Genomic DNA, 15,157 nt, shown 5'->3' on the forward strand with positions numbered 1-15,157 from the left:
CGGCGCGAGGCGAACGCTGGGGGTCGTACCGTGCCGGATCACTTCCGGCCGGATCGAGATCCCGGATCGTGGAGATCCCGGATCGAGACGATCACAGCCGGGTGGCGCGGGACCACTGCCGTCGCTCGAGCGTCGTGCCGCTGAGGGACCCTTCCGCGGTGCGCGGGGAGGGCTGTCAGGTCGGAGCCGATCGGGCCACCGACCGGGCATCCTCATTCATGAGATGGCCCACCGGGTACGTCCGAACGTGCGAAAGCATGTCCGCATACTCAGCAGGCGCATTACCACTGTACCCCGGAATCGCGCATGTGTGTTGGGAGAAATCGCGATGAGGGCGCCGTCACAGTGACTGACCAGGGCCGTACGCCGACCGGAGGGCGGGCTATTGTGCGCTTCATGGAGACGCCTGACAACGCCACGGACGCCGGGAACGGCACCGAGAACGCCGCTGAGAACGCCGCCGGAGAGCTCACCGGGATCGCCGCCCAGGACTGGGCCACGGCATCCGCCGTGCCGCAGTACCGCGCCGCGGTCGTCGATCTGCTCGGCGCGCTGGCCTACGGCGAGCTGGCGGCCTTCGAGCGGCTCGCCGAGGACGCCAAGCTCGCTCCGAGCCTCGGCGACAAGGCGGAGCTGGCGAAGATGGCCTCCGCCGAGTTCCACCACTTCGAGCAGCTGCGGGACCGCCTCGCCGCGGTGGACGCCGAGCCGACGGCCGCGATGGAGCCGTTCGCCAAGGCGCTCGACGACTTCCACCGCCTGACGGCCCCGTCGGACTGGCTGGAGGGCCTGGTCAAGGCGTACGTCGGCGACTCCATCGCCAGCGACTTCTACCGCGAGGTCGCGGCCCGCCTGGACACCGACACCCGTCGCCTCGTCCTGTCGGTGCTCGACGACACCGGGCACGGCAACTTCGCCGTGGAGAAGGTCCGCGCCGCGATCGAGGCCGATCCGCGCGTCGGCGGCCGGCTCGCGCTGTGGGCACGCCGGCTGATGGGCGAGGCGCTCTCCCAGGCGCAGCGCGTGGTGGCCGAGCGGGACGCGCTCTCGACGATGCTGGTCGGCGGGGTCGACGGCATGGCCGCCGGCTTCGACCTGGCCGAGGTCGGCCGGATGTTCTCCCGGATCACCGAGGCCCACACCAAGCGGATGGCCGCGCTGGGCCTGGCCGCCTGATCCGGGCGGACGGCGCTGCTTTCGCAACACGTCCTGGTGCGCCGGGTCCCGTGGGGGCCCGGCGTTCTTCTCGCGGGGACGGCGGCGGCGGCGCTGCTCACGCCGCCGCTGATCGGCGCAACCGGCGCGACGCCGGACGGATCAGCAGCGAGAGCAGGACCGTGGCGACGGCCGCGGCGCCGATCAGCGTGGCCAGGGCGTGACCGGGGCCCAGTGCTCCGTGGGTCACCAGGGCGCCGAAGACGGCCCCGAGCGCTCCCGTGGCGAGGACGGCCCCGCGCGCGGGGAGGCGTTCGGGCAACCGGTGCACGGCCGCCCAGGCCAGGGCGAGTCCGAGCAGAGCGGAGCCGAGGGCTTCCAGGAACACGGCGAATCACCTCGCGTGCGGTGCGGGGCGGGCAAATCGGTCTGAGGCCGTCCTACCCGGGGCGCCCGGAACGCAACCCTCCTGGTACGCCCGCACGTGGACCGGCCCCGAGGCCGCACGGCACGCGAAAGGCCCGGCGGAACAGGTCCGCCGGGCCTTTCCACGTCACGAGGACGTATGTCTCAGAGCGCGCCGAAGCCCACCCGGCGTACGGCCGGCTCACCGAGCTCGACGTACGCGATCTTCTCGGCCGGGATCAGGACCTTGCGGCCCTTCTCGTCCGTGAGGCTGAGCAGCTGCGCCTTGCCGGCCAGCGCGTCGGCCACGGCGCTCTCGACCTCCTCGGCGGACTGCCCGCTCTCCAGAACGATCTCCCGGGGTGCGTGCTGCACGCCGATCTTGACCTCCACGGCTATGTCCCTCCGAACGGTCAGCGTTGCGCGTTCACCGCGCCGTACGCTGCACACATTAGCCCGGTGAGGCGACACGTACGGTGCAGCCGCTGAACGCCAGGAGCGAACAGGCTCAGTGGCCGTCGGTGACCGGCTGCCCGTCCGTCGGGTGCAGCGGGAAGCCCGCGATGCCGCGCCAGGCCAGCGAGGTCAGCAGCGACACCGCCGTGTCGCGGGGGATCGAGGATCCGCTGGAGAGCCAGTAGCGCGCCACGACCTGCGAGACGCCGCCGAGGCCGACGGCGAGCAGCATCGACTCGTCCTTGGACAGGTCGGTGTCCTCGGCGATGATCTCGGAGATGGCCTCGGCGCACTGCAGGCTGACGCGGTCCACCCGCTCGCGCACGGCCGGCTCGTTGGTCAGGTCGGACTCGAAGACGAGGCGGAAGGCACCGCCCTCGTCCTCGACGTAGGCGAAGTACGCGTCCATCGTCGCCGCGACCCGGAGCTTGTTGTCCGAGGTGGAGGCCAGCGCGGTGCGCACGGCCTGGAGCAGCGACTCGCAGTGCTGGTCGAGCAGCGCCAGGTAGAGCTCCAGCTTGCCGGGGAAGTGCTGGTAGAGCACCGGCTTGCTGACGCCGGCCCGTTCCGCGATGTCATCCATCGCGGCGGAGTGGTACCCCTGCGCGACGAACACCTCCTGGGCCGCGCCCAGCAGCTGGTTCCGTCGGGCTCGGCGCGGAAGGCGCGTGCCCCGAGGGCGTGCTGCCTCTGTCTGCTCGATGGCTGTCACGCCGCCTCCCAAAAATCGATCCATGCGCGCTGTGGCGCCGCGCCGCCATCGTACTTTTGGGTAACCCGGCTGTGCGCGGTGCGGACGCAGAATTTCACGGACCGGACGCGCCTGGCGATAGGCGCTTCAAGATTAAACCGAACAAATCAGCGGTAGTCGTCTTCGTCCAGGCTGACCACCCGGGCCTGTTCCGAGGCGTCCGCCTCATTGGCCGAGTCCTGCTCGACGTGGGTGCGCGCCTCGTCCTCACGCTGCTGGAGATCGGTGTGCTGTTCGGCTGCGTCGGCTTCCGGGGTTTCCTGGTCGAGCACGACGTCCTCTTCCTCGGTGAATGTGTCCGGCTCGGTCGGATCGACAGTCATGCGGGTTCCTTCCGGCATGCGGGTCCTCTCCGATGGCCCTCCCTATGAGCCTAGAAGCACACCTTCCGCGGCGCACCCGAGCCTGTGACGCCACACACACGCGCCGCCGCGTGATCGTCTCGTAATATTGCGGCCATGTCCTCGACCGAGCTGCCGGAAACCCGGACCGCCGCAGCCCCCGCCACGTCGCACGCCCGCGCCGTGCGGGTCGCCGAAGGCGAGGAGCTGCGCTCCGTGGCACTGCCCGGACTCACGCTCACCGTGCGCGCCAGGCCCGGCGACACGCCCGGCCTCGCGCCCGCGCTCTACGTCCACGGGCTCGGCGGTTCGTCCCAGAACTGGTCGGCCCTGATGCCGCTGCTCTCGGACCTCGTCGACGGCGAGGCCGTCGATCTGCCCGGCTTCGGCGACTCGCCGCCGCCGGACGACGGCAACTACTCGGTCACCGGACACGCCCGCGCCGTCATCCGGCTGCTCGACGCCGCCGGCCGCGGCCCGGTCCACCTGATCGGCAACTCGCTCGGCGGCGCCGTCTCCACCCGGGTCGCCGCCGTCCGGCCCGACCTGGTGAGGACGCTGACGCTGGTCTCCCCGGCGCTGCCCGAGCTGCGCGCCCAGCGCACCGCCTGGCCGACGGCGCTGCTCGCGCTGCCGGGCGTGGCCCCGCTCTTCTCCCGCCTCACCAGGGACTGGACGCCGGAGCAGCGCGTCCGCGGCGTCCTCTCCCTCTGTTACGGAGACCCCGGCCGGGTCACCGACGAGGGGCTGCTGCACGCGGTGGAGGAGATGGAGCGGCGCCTGGAGCTCCCCTACTTCTGGGACGCGATGGCCCGCTCCTCGCGCGGCATCGTCGACGCGTACACGCTCGGCGGCCAGCACGGACTGTGGCGTCAGGCCGAGCGGGTGCTCGCCCCGACGCTCCTCGTCTACGGCGGCCGCGACCAGCTCGTCTCCTACCGGATGGCGCGCAAGGCCGCGGCGGCGTTCCGCGGCTCCCGGCTCCTGACGCTTCCGGACGCCGGGCACGTCGCCATGATGGAGTACCCGGAGACGGTCGCCCAGGCGGTCCGGGAGCTGATCGAGGACACCGAACACGCGGCTCCGGCCGCGGAAACCAAACGCGATACAGACGACAGTTGCGGGAGCTGATCCGGGCCGTGGGACGACACAGCCGCAAGGGGCCCTCACCCGCACCCGCCCCGACGGGCGGCGCGGGACCGCGGGAGACGGCGGGGCCCGGGACGGGGACGGGGCGCCGCAGGCGGACGTCCGGGCAGGACGGGTACGGCACGGGTCCGTACGGCGAGGGCTCGTACGGCGACACCTCCTACGGCGAGGGCTCGTACGGCGACGGTGTCTACCGCGAGGTCCCCGGGAACGGGGCGGGGCGGGCGGACGCCGGCCGCCGGCAGGAGCCCTACCGCCAGGACCCGTACCGGCCGGCCCCGGCCGGGCGGGAACAGGGCAGGCGGCCCGCGTACGGGCAGCCCGTGTCGGGGCCGGGCCCCGCGGCACCGGGCCCGTACGGACAGGGCGGGTCCGGGCGGCCCGTGTGGGACACGCCGACACACGGCACCCCGGTCCACCCCGAACCCGCCGACTCCTCCGTACGGGGCGGCCACCCCGACTTCTTCGAGCCGCGGCAGCGGCCCGAACGCTACGGCGACCGGCAGGCCGGCGCTCCCCGGACGGCCGCGCCGCAGACCGCCTTCATCCCCGGCCCCCGGCGCGAGACCGTCACCGGCGACCCGCTCGCCACGCCGGCCGAGGACGCGCCCGAGCAGCTCGACACGCCGACGCCGCCCGCCAGGACCGGGGGCAAGGGGCGCGCCTTCACCGGGATCGCCGCGGCCGCCGTCACCACCGTCCTCGCCGTCGTCGTGGCCGGCCAGGTCGCCGACCGGGACACCGGCGGCCCGGTCGCCCAGGCGGCCGAGGAACCCGCCGACCGCACCGTGGACGACGGCTCCGCCTCGCGCTCCGACGAGCGGACGGCCCCCGCCCTTCCCGTGCAGGCCGCGCCGCCCACCTACGAGCAGCTGATGACCCGGCAGTTCCCCATCGACCCCAAGCTCAAGGGCTCGGGGGAGTTCGAGGCCGTGGCCGGCTTCGACAAGGCGCCGGGCAAGGGGCGCAAGATCCGCTACCGCGTCGACGTGGAGAAGGGGCTCGGACTCGACACCGCCCTCTTCGCGCAGGCCGTGCAGAAGACCCTCAACGACCGGCGGAGCTGGGCCGGCAAGGGGGAGATGACCTTCGAGCGGATCTCCAGCGGGGAGCCCGAGTTCGTGATCACCCTGGCCAGTCCCGGGACCACCGGCGTCTGGTGCGCGAAGTCCGGTCTGGACACCACGGTCGACAACGTGTCCTGCGACTCCGCCTCCACGCCCCGGGTGATGATCAACGCCTTCCGCTGGGCGCAGGGTTCGGAGACCTTCGGCGACAAGGCGATGCACGCGTACCGCCAGATGCTCATCAACCACGAGGTCGGACACCGGCTGGGGCACAGCCACGTGACCTGCCGGACGCCGGGCGCGCTCGCCCCGGTCATGCAGCAGCAGACGAAGTCGCTGGACATCGACGACATCAAGTGCCGCCCCAACCCCTGGGTCCACCCCGGCAGTTGAGGTCGGCGCACGCCACCCGGCCCGCGTCCTGCCACCCCGTCGTGACCGCGACGGGGTGCCGGGGGCGAGGTCGGGACCTGGCCGCAGCCTGACTCTCCGTGCACGAATCGGCCCGTACCGCGACGGAACGCGATCGGGCTGGGAAAGTTACGTGCATTCACCCCTTCCGGTGGCGCGACGGACAACCGTCCGTCGCGCCACCGGCATGTCCGCTTACGTTTCTTCCCGCTGCGAATAGCCGGACGAACGACGGCTGCCGTCAAGGGAGATCGGGGGTGTGCTCATGCGGATCGGACTGCTGACGGAGGGTGGCTACCCGTACGCCACGGGTGAGTCCAGACTCTGGTGCGACCGGCTCGTGCGCGGACTCGCCCCGCACGAGTTCGACCTCTACGCCCTGAGCCGCACCGCCCGCGAGGAGGCCGGCGGCCACGTCGACCTGCCGCCGCACGTGCGCCGTGTCCGGACCGCCCCGCTGTGGGCGCCCGAGGACGACGGCCGCACCCACGGCCGGCGCGACCGCCGCCGGTTCGCCGGTCACTTCCGGTCGCTCGCGCACGGCATCTGCGCCGAGCCGGACACCTCCGGACCGGACGCGACCGGCTTCGCGGCCCCCGGCGGGGTCCTGCCCGACGCGCTCACGCAGGCGGCGGAGGACTTCGCCGAAGGGCTGTACGGACTGGCCGAGCTCGCCCGGGAGCGCGGCGGACTGCACGCCGCCCTCCGCTCCGAACTCGCCGTCCGCACCCTCGAATCGGCCTGCCGCGCACCCGGCGTGCGCAGGGGCGTGTCCGCCGCGACCGTGCCCGACTACCTCGCCTTCGTCGACCAGCTGGAGCGGGCCCTGCGCCCCCTCTCGCTCGACTGGTACGGCGACGACGCCCTCGGCGCCGCCGACCTCTGCCACGCCGCCTCCGGCGGATCCGCGGCCCTGCCCGGCCTGCTGGCCAAACGCTTCTTCGGCACCCCGCTCCTCGTCACGGAGTACGGCGTCCAGCTGCGCGCCCACTACCTCTCGGCCGGCGACGCGCCCCTCTCCGCCCCCGTCCGCGCCCTGCTCGCCGCCTTCCAGGGCCGCCTGGCCGGCGAGGTCTACCGGCAGGCCGCGCTCCTCACCCCCGGCAACACCCACGCCCGCCGCTGGCAGGAGCGGTGCGGGGCCGACCGCGCCAGGATCCGCACGGTCTACCCGGGCATGGAGTCCGCGCGCTTCACCGAGGTCGGCGAGGACGAGGAGAGCGGCGACCCGGCCACGCTCGTCTGGGTCGGCCGCGTCGAGCCCGCCAAGGACCTCATCGCACTGCTCCACGCCTTCGCCGAGGTCCGCAAGGCCCAGCCCGAGGTCCGGCTCCGGATCATCGCCGCCCCCGTGCGCGAGCCGGGCGCCGAGACCTACCTCGCGCACTGCCGCTCGCTCGCGGCCCAGCTCTTCCCCGACGAGGCGGCCGGGGCGCACGACGTCGGCGAGAACCCGGTCACCTTCGAGGAGATCGGGGGGCCGGAGGCGCCCACCCTGGCCGACGCCTACGCGGCCGGTGCGGTCGTCGTCCTCTCCAGCGTCGTCGAGGGCTTCCCGATCAGCCTGGTCGAGGCGATGTTCTGCGCCCGCGCGACCGTCTCGACGGACGTCGGGGCCGTGGTCGAGGTCATCGGCGGCACCGGACTCGTCGTCCCCCCGCGCAATCCGCGGGCGCTCGCCGACTCCTGCCTGGCCCTGCTGCGCGACCCGGAGCGCCGCTACCGGCTCGGCGCCGCCGCCCGTGCCCGCGCGCTCGAACTCTTCACGGTCGAACAGAACACCGCGGCATTTCGCGGCATCTACCTGGAACTCCTCTCCCGCTCCCCGGTCCGCCGCAGCGCCGCCGACGGCATCCCCTTCGGACACCCGGCCGAGTCCCACGTCCCCGGAATCCTGGCGGGCCGGCCGGTGAGCGCGGCCGGCCGGGCGGGAGACCCCGATGCCTGAAGGAGGCACCCCCATGCGCGGCTCCGCCGCCCCCACGAGCCCCGGCCCCTGGAACACCCGTTCCGAGGCCCTCCTGGCAGCCCAGGCCCTGACGGCCGGGCAGGCGCCGGACGCGGAGCAACCCGAACCGGCGGGCACCACCCAGGACGCCCCGCGGGCCACCCCCGCACGGCCCGTGCGCCGCGGCCCCGCCGACCCGGTCAAGGCACTGATGCACCGTCACCGGGAGCTGTGCGAACGCGCCGTGGACGCCCTGGAGATCGCGGCCGGGCTCGAGGTCCACGGGGTCACCGACCGGACCGCCGCCCGGTTCCGCCACCGGGACGTCTTCTCGCTCGCCGAGGAGCTGTACGCACGCGTGCCCCGCGGCAGCGGCGCAGCCGCGCGTCCCGCCCCCGAGGACGGCGCCGGCAGCGGGTGGGCCGGCTGGGCGACGGCCGCCCTGGCGCCCGGGGCCGTCGCGGCCCTCGCCGGCACCGGACTCGCCCTCACCGAAGGGCCCGTGCGCCTCGCCGTCGGCGTGGCCGGGGCCCTCGGCCTGGCCGTCGCGCTCGCCCTCGCCGTCCGGCGAGGCCCGCTGCGCGCCGCCGGCCGCGGCGTCCCCGCCGCCCGCGTCTGGACCCTCTGGCTCCTCGCGTACGCGCTCGGCGGGGACGGCCTGCTCGGCGAACTGCTCACCGGCGGACCGGACGGCGGCTGGGCACTCACCCCCGGTCCGGTCCTCGGACTCGCGCTCGCCGTCGCCCCGGCCGCCTGGTGCGCCCACCTCTTCGCCACCCGGGCCCGCCGGCGGCTCGCCGCCAGCCGCGGCCTGGAGGACTTCGCCGCCGGCACCCGCCCTCTGCTCCTCGCCACCGTCGCCCTGCACACCGCCGTCCTCGCCGGCCTGCTCGCCCTGACCGGCTTCGCCCCCGGCGCACTCGCCCTCGGCGCCCTGCTGCTCGTCGCCCGGCTCCTCGCCGCCCACGGCTTCGCCCGGACCGCCGCCGACGCCCTCGCCGGCGTCTGCGCGGCCCAGGCGCTCGCCCTCGCCACCGTCCTGGCCGCCCGGCTCCCCGGCTGCGACCTCCTTGCGGAACCGGTCCGCGCCCTGGTCGACACCTGGGGACCCGGCGCCGTACCCGCCGTCATCTGCGGCGCCGCCGCCCTCGGCCTGCTGGCCCATGCCACCGCCGCGCTCTCCCGGGCCTCGGCCCACGCGCGGGTCCCGGCCCACGACACCCCCTGACCCCCCGGCACACCCGCGGAGCCGACGCCTCGGGCGTGCCCACACGCAGGACCCATTCCAAGGAGACGAAAGAGACATGACCTCCCCATCCACCGCACCGGCCGGTCGGCACGAAGGGGCCGCACGATGAGGGTGCTGCTGCTCGGAGCCAACGGATTCATCGGGCGCTACGTCGCCGACCGCCTGCTCGCCGACCCGGCCGTGCACCTCACCGCCCTCGGGCGGGGTGACGACGCCGACGTACGGTTCGACCTCGCGGGCGGCAGCCCCGGGGCGCTGACCCGGTTCCTGGACGCCGTCCACCCGGGCGTCGTGGTGAACTGCGCGGGCGCCACCCGCGGCGGCGCCCGCGAGCTGACCCGGCACAACACCGTCGCCGTCGCCACCGTCTGCGAGGCCCTGCGCCGCAGCGGCTGCGGCGCCCGCCTGGTCCAGGTCGGCTGCGCGTCCGAGTACGGGCCCTCGCAGCCCGGCTCCTCCACCGCCGAGGACGCCGTGCCCCGCCCCGGCGGACCGTACGGCGTGTCCAAGCTCGCCGCGACCGAACTCGTCCTCGGATCCGGCCTCGACGCCGTGGTGCTCCGGGTGTTCTCGCCGGTGGGCCCGGGCACTCCCGCCGGCTCCCCGCTCGGCCGCCTCGCCGAGGCCATGCGCCGCGCCATCCAGGCCGGCGACGGCGAGCTCAAGCTCGGCGGCCTCGGTGTCCAGCGGGACTTCGTCGACGTGCGCGACGTGGCCCGAGCCGTCCACGCCGCCTCGCTCTCCGCCGCCCAGGGCGTCGTCAACATCGGCACCGGACGCGCGGTCAAACTCCGCGACGCCGCCGCCGTCCTCGCCCGGGTCGCGGGATACGCCGGGACCCTGCACGAGCTCGACGGCCCGCCGCAGCGGCCGGTCATCGGCGCCCCGCGCACCGAGACCATCGCCGAGCAACTGGCCGCCGCCCCCTTCCCGTACCCCGACGGCTGCGGCGGCTGGCAGCAGGCCGACGTCCGCACCGCCCGCGACCGGCTCGGCTGGCGGCCCCGGATCAACCTCGAGGAGTCCCTCGCCGACATCTGGATGGAGGCGGCGTGTCGCATCTGACCACGAGTACGAGCACCAGCGGGGCCGTGCGGGAGATGGGGTTCGGCGTGCCCGGCTACGCCCACCCGCTGCTCGCCCCCGTCGAGTGGGCCGAGCTGACCCGCCCCGGCACCCCGCTGCACTGGGCGGTCCTCAACGTCGCCGACGGGCCGGGCGACCGGCCGGACCCGCACTGCCTGGAGGCCGCCGGCCGACTGCGCAACGCCGGGGTCAGGGTCCTCGGGCACCTCGACCTGCGCCACGGCTCCCGGGACTTCGGTGAGATCGTCTCGGACGCCCACCGCTTCCTGGACTGGTACAAGGTCGACGGCTACTACCTCGACCGCTGTCCCACGGACCGGGTCGACCTGCCCGAGGTGCGGCGCGTCACGGCCACCCTGGAGGCGGTCCTCGACGGCGAGGCGCACCTCGTGCTCGGCCACGGCACCCACCCGTACCCGGGCTACGCCGAGGCCGCCGACCAGCTGGTCACCTTCTCCGGACCGTGGACGGACTACCGCTGGTCGCAGGTGGCGGAGTGGACCGCCGACCACCCGCCGGAGAAGTTCGTCCACCTCGTCCACGGGGTCCCGCGCAGCCACCTGGAGGAGGCGATGCGGATCGCACGCTGGCAGGGAGCGGGGACGATCTTCTTCACCGATCACGGTGACCGCTCGGGACAAACCGACCCATTCCAAACACTGCCCGGCTACTGGGACGAAATCGTCTCGCGCATTGGACCGGGTGTCTCGGAATGAGAAGGGGCGTGGCAGTGTTACGGGGAGAACAACCGTACTGACATACCGACCAACGGAGCCCCCGTGTCGCTGCCACCCCTGGTCGAGCCGGCTGCCGAGCTCACCGTAGACGAGGTCCGCAGGTACTCCCGCCACCTGATCATCCCGGATGTCGGGATGGACGGACAGAAGCGCCTGAAGAACGCCAAGGTGCTCTGTGTGGGCGCCGGCGGTCTCGGTTCGCCGGCCCTGATGTACCTGGCCGCGGCCGGTGTGGGCACGCTCGGCATCGTGGAGTTCGACGAGGTCGACGAGTCGAACCTGCAGCGCCAGATCATCCACAGCCAGGCGGACATCGGCCGCTCGAAGGCCGAGTCCGCCAAGGACTCGGTCCTCGGCATCAACCCGTACGTGAACGTGATCCTCCACGAAGAGCGGCTCGAGGCCGAGAACGTGATGGAGATCTTCAGCCAGTACGACCTGATCGTCGACGGCACGGACAACTTCGCCACGCGCTACCTCGTCAACGACGCCTGCGTGCTGCTGAACAAGCCGTACGTCTGGGGCTCGATCTACCGCTTCGACGGTCAGGCGTCCGTCTTCTGGTCCGAGTACGGCCCCTGCTACCGCTGCCTCTACCCGGAGCCCCCGCCGCCGGGCATGGTCCCCTCCTGCGCCGAGGGCGGCGTCCTGGGTGTGCTCTGCGCGTCCATCGGCTCCATCCAGGTCACCGAGGCGATCAAGGTCCTGGCCGGCGTGGGCGACCCGCTGGTCGGCCGGCTGATGATCTACGACGCCCTGGAGATGCAGTACCGCCAGGTCAAGGTCCGCAAGGACCCCGACTGCGCGGTCTGCGGCGAGAACCCCACCGTCACCGAACTCATCGACTACGAGGCCTTCTGCGGCGTCGTGTCGGAGGAGGCGCAGGAGGCGGCGCTCGGCTCCACGATCACTCCGCGGCAGCTCAAGGAGTGGATCGACACGGACGAGAAGATCGAGATCATCGACGTCCGCGAGCAGAACGAGTACGAGATCGTCTCGATCCCGGGCGCGAAGCTGATCCCCAAGAACGAGTTCCTGATGGGCAACGCCCTCCAGGACCTGCCGCAGGACCGCCGGATCGTCCTGCACTGCAAGACGGGTGTCCGCAGTGCGGAAGTGCTCGCCGTGCTCAAGTCCGCCGGCTTCGCGGACGCGGTGCACGTCGGCGGCGGCGTGATCGGCTGGGTCAACCAGATCGAGCCCGAGAAGCCGATCTACTAGGTCCCGTACGCCCGTACAGGACCTGGGTCCCGTACGGGCGATCGTCGAGGACCGGCCCGCGGGAAGCCCGCGGCACACGCACGAACGGCGAGGGCCCGGACCTGGGAACAGGTCCGGGCCCTCGGCCGTCGGCGCGGCCTCAGCCGCAGGTGGTGCCGTAGGCCGGGACCTTGCCGTCCAGCAGGTAGGCGTCGACCGTCTGCGTCACACAGGCGGACTCGCCGTACGCGCCGTGGCCCTCGCCCTTGTTGGTGACCAGGACGCCGACGCCCGGGCCCAGCGCCTTCGCCATCCGCTCGGCGCCCTCGTACGGCGTCGCCGGGTCGCCGGTGGTGCCGACGACCAGGATCGGGCCCGCGCCCGGCGCGCTCGCACCGGGGGTCGCGGACTCGCCGGCCACCGGCCAGTCCGCGCACCAGCCGGCCGTGTCCCAGGCCAGGAAGGCGCCGAAGACGGGCGACAGCGCACGGAACTCCGGCACCAGGGCCTTCGCCTGAGCGGCCGTGGGGCGCGTCGAGGAGTCGGCGCAGGAGATCGCCCGCTGGGAATGGGACTGGGTGCCGTAGTGCCCGGTCGCGTCACGGTCGTTGTACGAGTCGGCGAGGCCGAGCAGCTCCGCGCCGTTGCCGTTCTCCGCCTCGCGCAGCGCCGAGGTGAGCAGGGGCCAGTTGCCCTGCCCGTACAGGGTCACGGCGATGCCGGTGAGCGCCAGGCCCTCGGTCAGCTTCCGCTCTCCGACCGGCAGCGGGTCGCGGTCCAGCCTGCCCAGCAGCCGCACGATGCGGTCGGTGCCGGACTTCGGGTCGGCGCCGGTGCTCTTCAGGTAGTTGTCCAGGGCCCGCTGGAAGCCGATGGTCTGGTTGCGGGCGTGCCCGACGGAGTCCGCGGTCGGGTCGACGACGGCGTCGAGGACCGTGCGGCCGACCGACTTCGGGAACAGGTGGGCGTACACGCCGCCCAGTTCGGTGCCGTAGGAGATGCCGAAGTAGTGGAGCCTGTCGTCGCCGAGGACCCGGCGCACGAGGTCCATGTCGCGGGCGGTGTTCGTGGTCGTGGTGTGCGGGATGACCTTGCCGGAGCGGCGGGCGCAGCCCGCGCCGAAGTCGGCGCCGTCCTTCAGGTACGCGGCCTCCTCGGCCGGGGTGTCGGGCGTCAGGTCGACCCGGGCCTCGGCGGCGGCCAGCTCCTCGTCGTCCCGGCACACGACACCGGCGCTGCGCTGCACCCCGCGCGGGTCGAAACCGACCAGGTCGTAGCGGCGGTTGAGGGAGCCGTACTCCGCGGCCGCCCGGGGCAGGATGTCGACGCCGGACGCGCCGGGCCCGCCGAAGTCGAAGAGCAGTGACCCGATCCGCTCACCCTTGTCCAGGGCCTCCTTGCGGATCAGCGCGACCGGGATCGTCTCCCCGTCGGGCTCGGCGTAGTCGAGGGGCACCCGGACACTCGCGCAGCGCCATGCCGAGCCGGGGCTCTCGCCGCCCCGGGGCGCCTCGCACCGCCTCCAGTCCGGACGCTGGGAGACGAGGGCCTGCGGCAGTCCGGAGTCGTCCGGTGCCTTGGCGTCGCCGCGTGACGGCGTCGCGGGGGCCGGGCCGGCCGGGTCCGTGCCGGCGGAGCAGCCGGCGACGAGCAGTGCGGCGACGGCGAACGCCGCCGCCCGTATCCGTATCGACATGTGTGACGAGACCCCCCGCGTTCCGGACCGGACCGTCATCCTAGGGGGCGCCTCGGGGCGCCTCGGGGCGCCTCGTGGGTCACGGCGGGCTCGTGTGCCCCTCCCGTCACTTGCACCGGGTCCCGGAGGCCGGCACCTTCCCCTCCAGGAAGTACGCGTCGACCGCGTTCTGCACACACTTGCTGCCGCCGTTGTAGGCGCCGTGGCCCTCGCCCTCGTACGTCAGCTCCACGCCCACGCCCTCGCCGAGCGCCTCCACCATCGCCTTCGTCCCCTCGTACGGGGTCGCGGGGTCGCCCGTGGTGCCGACCACCAGGATCGGGGCGGCGCCGGGCGCCGAGACGTCCGGGTGCTCCCAGGTGCCGGGCACCGGCCACTGCGAGCAGCTCGACAGGGCCCAGCCCATGTAGTCGCCGAACACCGCGGACGCCTCGCGGAACTCCGGGAGCCGCTCCTTGGCCTGACCCAGCGTGAAGCGCTCCTTGAAGTCCACGCAGTTGATGGCCGCGTTCGCCGCCTGGATGTTGCTGTAACTGCCGTTCTGGTCGCGGCCGTTCATGGAGTCGGACAGGGCGAGCAGCAGCGCCCCGTCGCCGCCGTCGGCCGCGTCAAGCCCCTGCTCCAGGTACTGCCAGTACTCCTTGGAGTACAGCGCCTGCGCGATGCCGTTGGTGGCCTGCGTCTGGGTCAGCTTGCGGTCCCCGATGCCGGGGATCGGCTTCTTGTCGAGCTCGGCGAGCAGGCCGAGGATGAACCCCTCGATCTCCGCGACCGTCGAGCCCGGCAGCGAGCAGGCGTCGCCGCGGGCCACGCAGTCCTTCGCGAAGTTGTCGAGCGCGAGTTGGAATCCCCGCGCCTGGCCCAGCGCTCCCTCCTCGGTGCCGGCGTTGGGGTCGACGACGGCGTCGAACAGGGCGCGGCCCACGTTCTGCGGGAACAGGTGGGCGTACACGCCGCCGAGCTCGGTGCCGTAGGAGATGCCGAAGTAGTGGAGCTTGTCGTCGCCGAGGACCTGGCGCATCAGATCCATGTCGCGGGCGGCGTTCTCGGTGCCGACACGGGGGAGCATCGGGCCCGACTCGTTCTCGCAGCCGCCCGCGTACTTCTTCTGCGCCGTGGAAAGGGTCCGCTCCTCGGCGAGGTCGTCGGGCGTGAAGTCCAGCGCGTAGTAGGCGTCCAGCTCCTTGTCGGTGGCGCACTCGACGCCCTCGCTGCGCCCCACGCCGCGGGGGTCGAAGGAGACCAGGTCGTAGCGGGAGCGGAGCTTCTCGTAGTCGCCCGCGAAGGCGGGCAGCCCGGTGACACCGGAACCGCCGGGGCCGCCGAAGTTGTAGACGAGGGAGCCGATCCGCCGGTTCTGGTCGCGGGCCCGGGCCCGGATCAGGGCGAGCTCGATCGTCTCGCCGTCGGGCTCGCCGTAGTCGAGCGGCGCCTTCATGAACGCGCACTCCCAGGGCGTGCCGCCGGGCAGCGGTGAGGGGGCGGGGCCGCCGCCCTCGGCGGGGG

14 protein-coding genes are annotated in these 15,157 nt (G+C 73.5%); 8 read left to right on the forward strand and 6 right to left on the reverse strand.

Translation table 11 applies throughout. The features are described from left to right. Positions 1-396: 396 nt before the first annotated feature. Complete coding sequence (locus tag EAO71_RS30980) at positions 397-1,176, forward strand: ferritin-like fold-containing protein (protein WP_410094144.1); 780 nt, start codon at positions 397-399, stop codon at positions 1,174-1,176. A gap of 97 nt (positions 1,177-1,273) precedes the next feature. Here the strand turns inward: EAO71_RS30980 and EAO71_RS30985 are convergent, their stop codons facing one another. The 4 genes from EAO71_RS30985 to EAO71_RS31000 form a co-directional block, all read right to left on the reverse strand. Beyond that, positions 1,274-1,543, reverse strand: a complete 270-nt coding sequence (locus tag EAO71_RS30985) for a hypothetical protein (protein ID WP_147981100.1) — start codon at positions 1,541-1,543, stop codon at positions 1,274-1,276. A gap of 182 nt (positions 1,544-1,725) precedes the next feature. Next, positions 1,726-1,953 (reverse strand): DUF3107 domain-containing protein, encoded by a 228-nt coding sequence (locus tag EAO71_RS30990; RefSeq protein WP_147981101.1) that lies wholly within the window; start codon positions 1,951-1,953, stop codon positions 1,726-1,728. Positions 1,954-2,068: 115 nt separating this feature from the next. Further along, entirely contained in the window at positions 2,069-2,728 is a 660-nt protein-coding gene (locus tag EAO71_RS30995; RefSeq protein ID WP_147981102.1) for a TetR/AcrR family transcriptional regulator, read from the reverse strand. A gap of 146 nt (positions 2,729-2,874) precedes the next feature. Further along, entirely contained in the window at positions 2,875-3,090 is a 216-nt protein-coding gene (locus EAO71_RS31000; RefSeq protein ID WP_147981103.1) for a hypothetical protein, read from the reverse strand. Between the two features lie 135 nt (positions 3,091-3,225). Here EAO71_RS31000 and EAO71_RS31005 point away from each other — a divergent pair, with 135 nt between their 5' ends. From EAO71_RS31005 to moeZ, 7 genes are all read left to right on the forward strand, one after another. Continuing rightward, positions 3,226-4,239, forward strand: a complete 1,014-nt coding sequence (locus EAO71_RS31005; protein ID WP_147981104.1) for an alpha/beta fold hydrolase — start codon at positions 3,226-3,228, stop codon at positions 4,237-4,239. Between the two features lie 8 nt (positions 4,240-4,247). After that, positions 4,248-5,717: a DUF3152 domain-containing protein gene (locus tag EAO71_RS31010; RefSeq protein ID WP_147981105.1), complete on the forward strand. Its 1,470-nt coding sequence runs from the start codon at positions 4,248-4,250 to the stop codon at positions 5,715-5,717. A gap of 283 nt (positions 5,718-6,000) precedes the next feature. Next, the gene (locus EAO71_RS31015; protein WP_147981350.1) at positions 6,001-7,683 is read left to right on the forward strand and encodes a DUF3492 domain-containing protein; all 1,683 of its coding nucleotides are present in this window, start codon (positions 6,001-6,003) and stop codon (positions 7,681-7,683) included. 13 nt (positions 7,684-7,696) lie between these two features. Then, positions 7,697-8,911, forward strand: a complete 1,215-nt coding sequence (locus EAO71_RS31020) for a hypothetical protein (RefSeq protein WP_261992426.1) — start codon at positions 7,697-7,699, stop codon at positions 8,909-8,911. A gap of 126 nt (positions 8,912-9,037) precedes the next feature. Then, positions 9,038-9,997: an NAD-dependent epimerase/dehydratase family protein gene (locus tag EAO71_RS31025; RefSeq protein ID WP_147981106.1), complete on the forward strand. Its 960-nt coding sequence runs from the start codon at positions 9,038-9,040 to the stop codon at positions 9,995-9,997. Next, positions 9,985-10,734 (forward strand): spherulation-specific family 4 protein, encoded by a 750-nt coding sequence (locus EAO71_RS31030; RefSeq protein ID WP_261992427.1) that lies wholly within the window; start codon positions 9,985-9,987, stop codon positions 10,732-10,734. Before EAO71_RS31025 ends, EAO71_RS31030 begins: the two co-directional genes overlap by 13 nt. Positions 10,735-10,797: 63 nt before the next feature. Next, the gene (gene moeZ, locus EAO71_RS31035) at positions 10,798-11,976 is read left to right on the forward strand and encodes an adenylyltransferase/sulfurtransferase MoeZ (RefSeq protein ID WP_147981107.1); all 1,179 of its coding nucleotides are present in this window, start codon (positions 10,798-10,800) and stop codon (positions 11,974-11,976) included. Positions 11,977-12,115: 139 nt separating this feature from the next. Here the strand turns inward: moeZ and EAO71_RS31040 are convergent, their stop codons facing one another. After that, the gene (locus EAO71_RS31040) at positions 12,116-13,651 is read right to left on the reverse strand and encodes an alpha/beta hydrolase (RefSeq protein WP_147981108.1); all 1,536 of its coding nucleotides are present in this window, start codon (positions 13,649-13,651) and stop codon (positions 12,116-12,118) included. 106 nt (positions 13,652-13,757) lie between these two features. Beyond that, a partial coding sequence (locus EAO71_RS31045) for an alpha/beta hydrolase (protein ID WP_147981353.1) occupies positions 13,758-15,157 on the reverse strand: 1,400 nt, incomplete at its 5' end.

It is taken from the genome of Streptomyces sp. MS191, from assembly GCF_008042125.1.
Lineage (GTDB): Bacteria > Actinomycetota > Actinomycetes > Streptomycetales > Streptomycetaceae > Streptomyces.

Bases quoted from the DNA above. Each gene is read 5' to 3' on its own strand.
- EAO71_RS30980 (WP_410094144.1), top strand. From the start codon at position 397: ATGGAGACGCCTGACAACGCCACGGACGCCGGGAACGGCACCGAGAAC.
- EAO71_RS31000 (WP_147981103.1), bottom strand. From the start codon at position 3,090: ATGACTGTCGATCCGACCGAGCCGGACACATTCACCGAGGAAGAGGAC.
- EAO71_RS31005 (WP_147981104.1), top strand. From the start codon at position 3,226: ATGTCCTCGACCGAGCTGCCGGAAACCCGGACCGCCGCAGCCCCCGCC.
- EAO71_RS31015 (WP_147981350.1), top strand. From the start codon at position 6,001: ATGCGGATCGGACTGCTGACGGAGGGTGGCTACCCGTACGCCACGGGT.
- EAO71_RS31020 (WP_261992426.1), top strand. From the start codon at position 7,697: ATGCGCGGCTCCGCCGCCCCCACGAGCCCCGGCCCCTGGAACACCCGT.
- EAO71_RS31025 (WP_147981106.1), top strand. From the start codon at position 9,038: ATGAGGGTGCTGCTGCTCGGAGCCAACGGATTCATCGGGCGCTACGTC.
- EAO71_RS31040 (WP_147981108.1), bottom strand. From the start codon at position 13,651: ATGTCGATACGGATACGGGCGGCGGCGTTCGCCGTCGCCGCACTGCTC.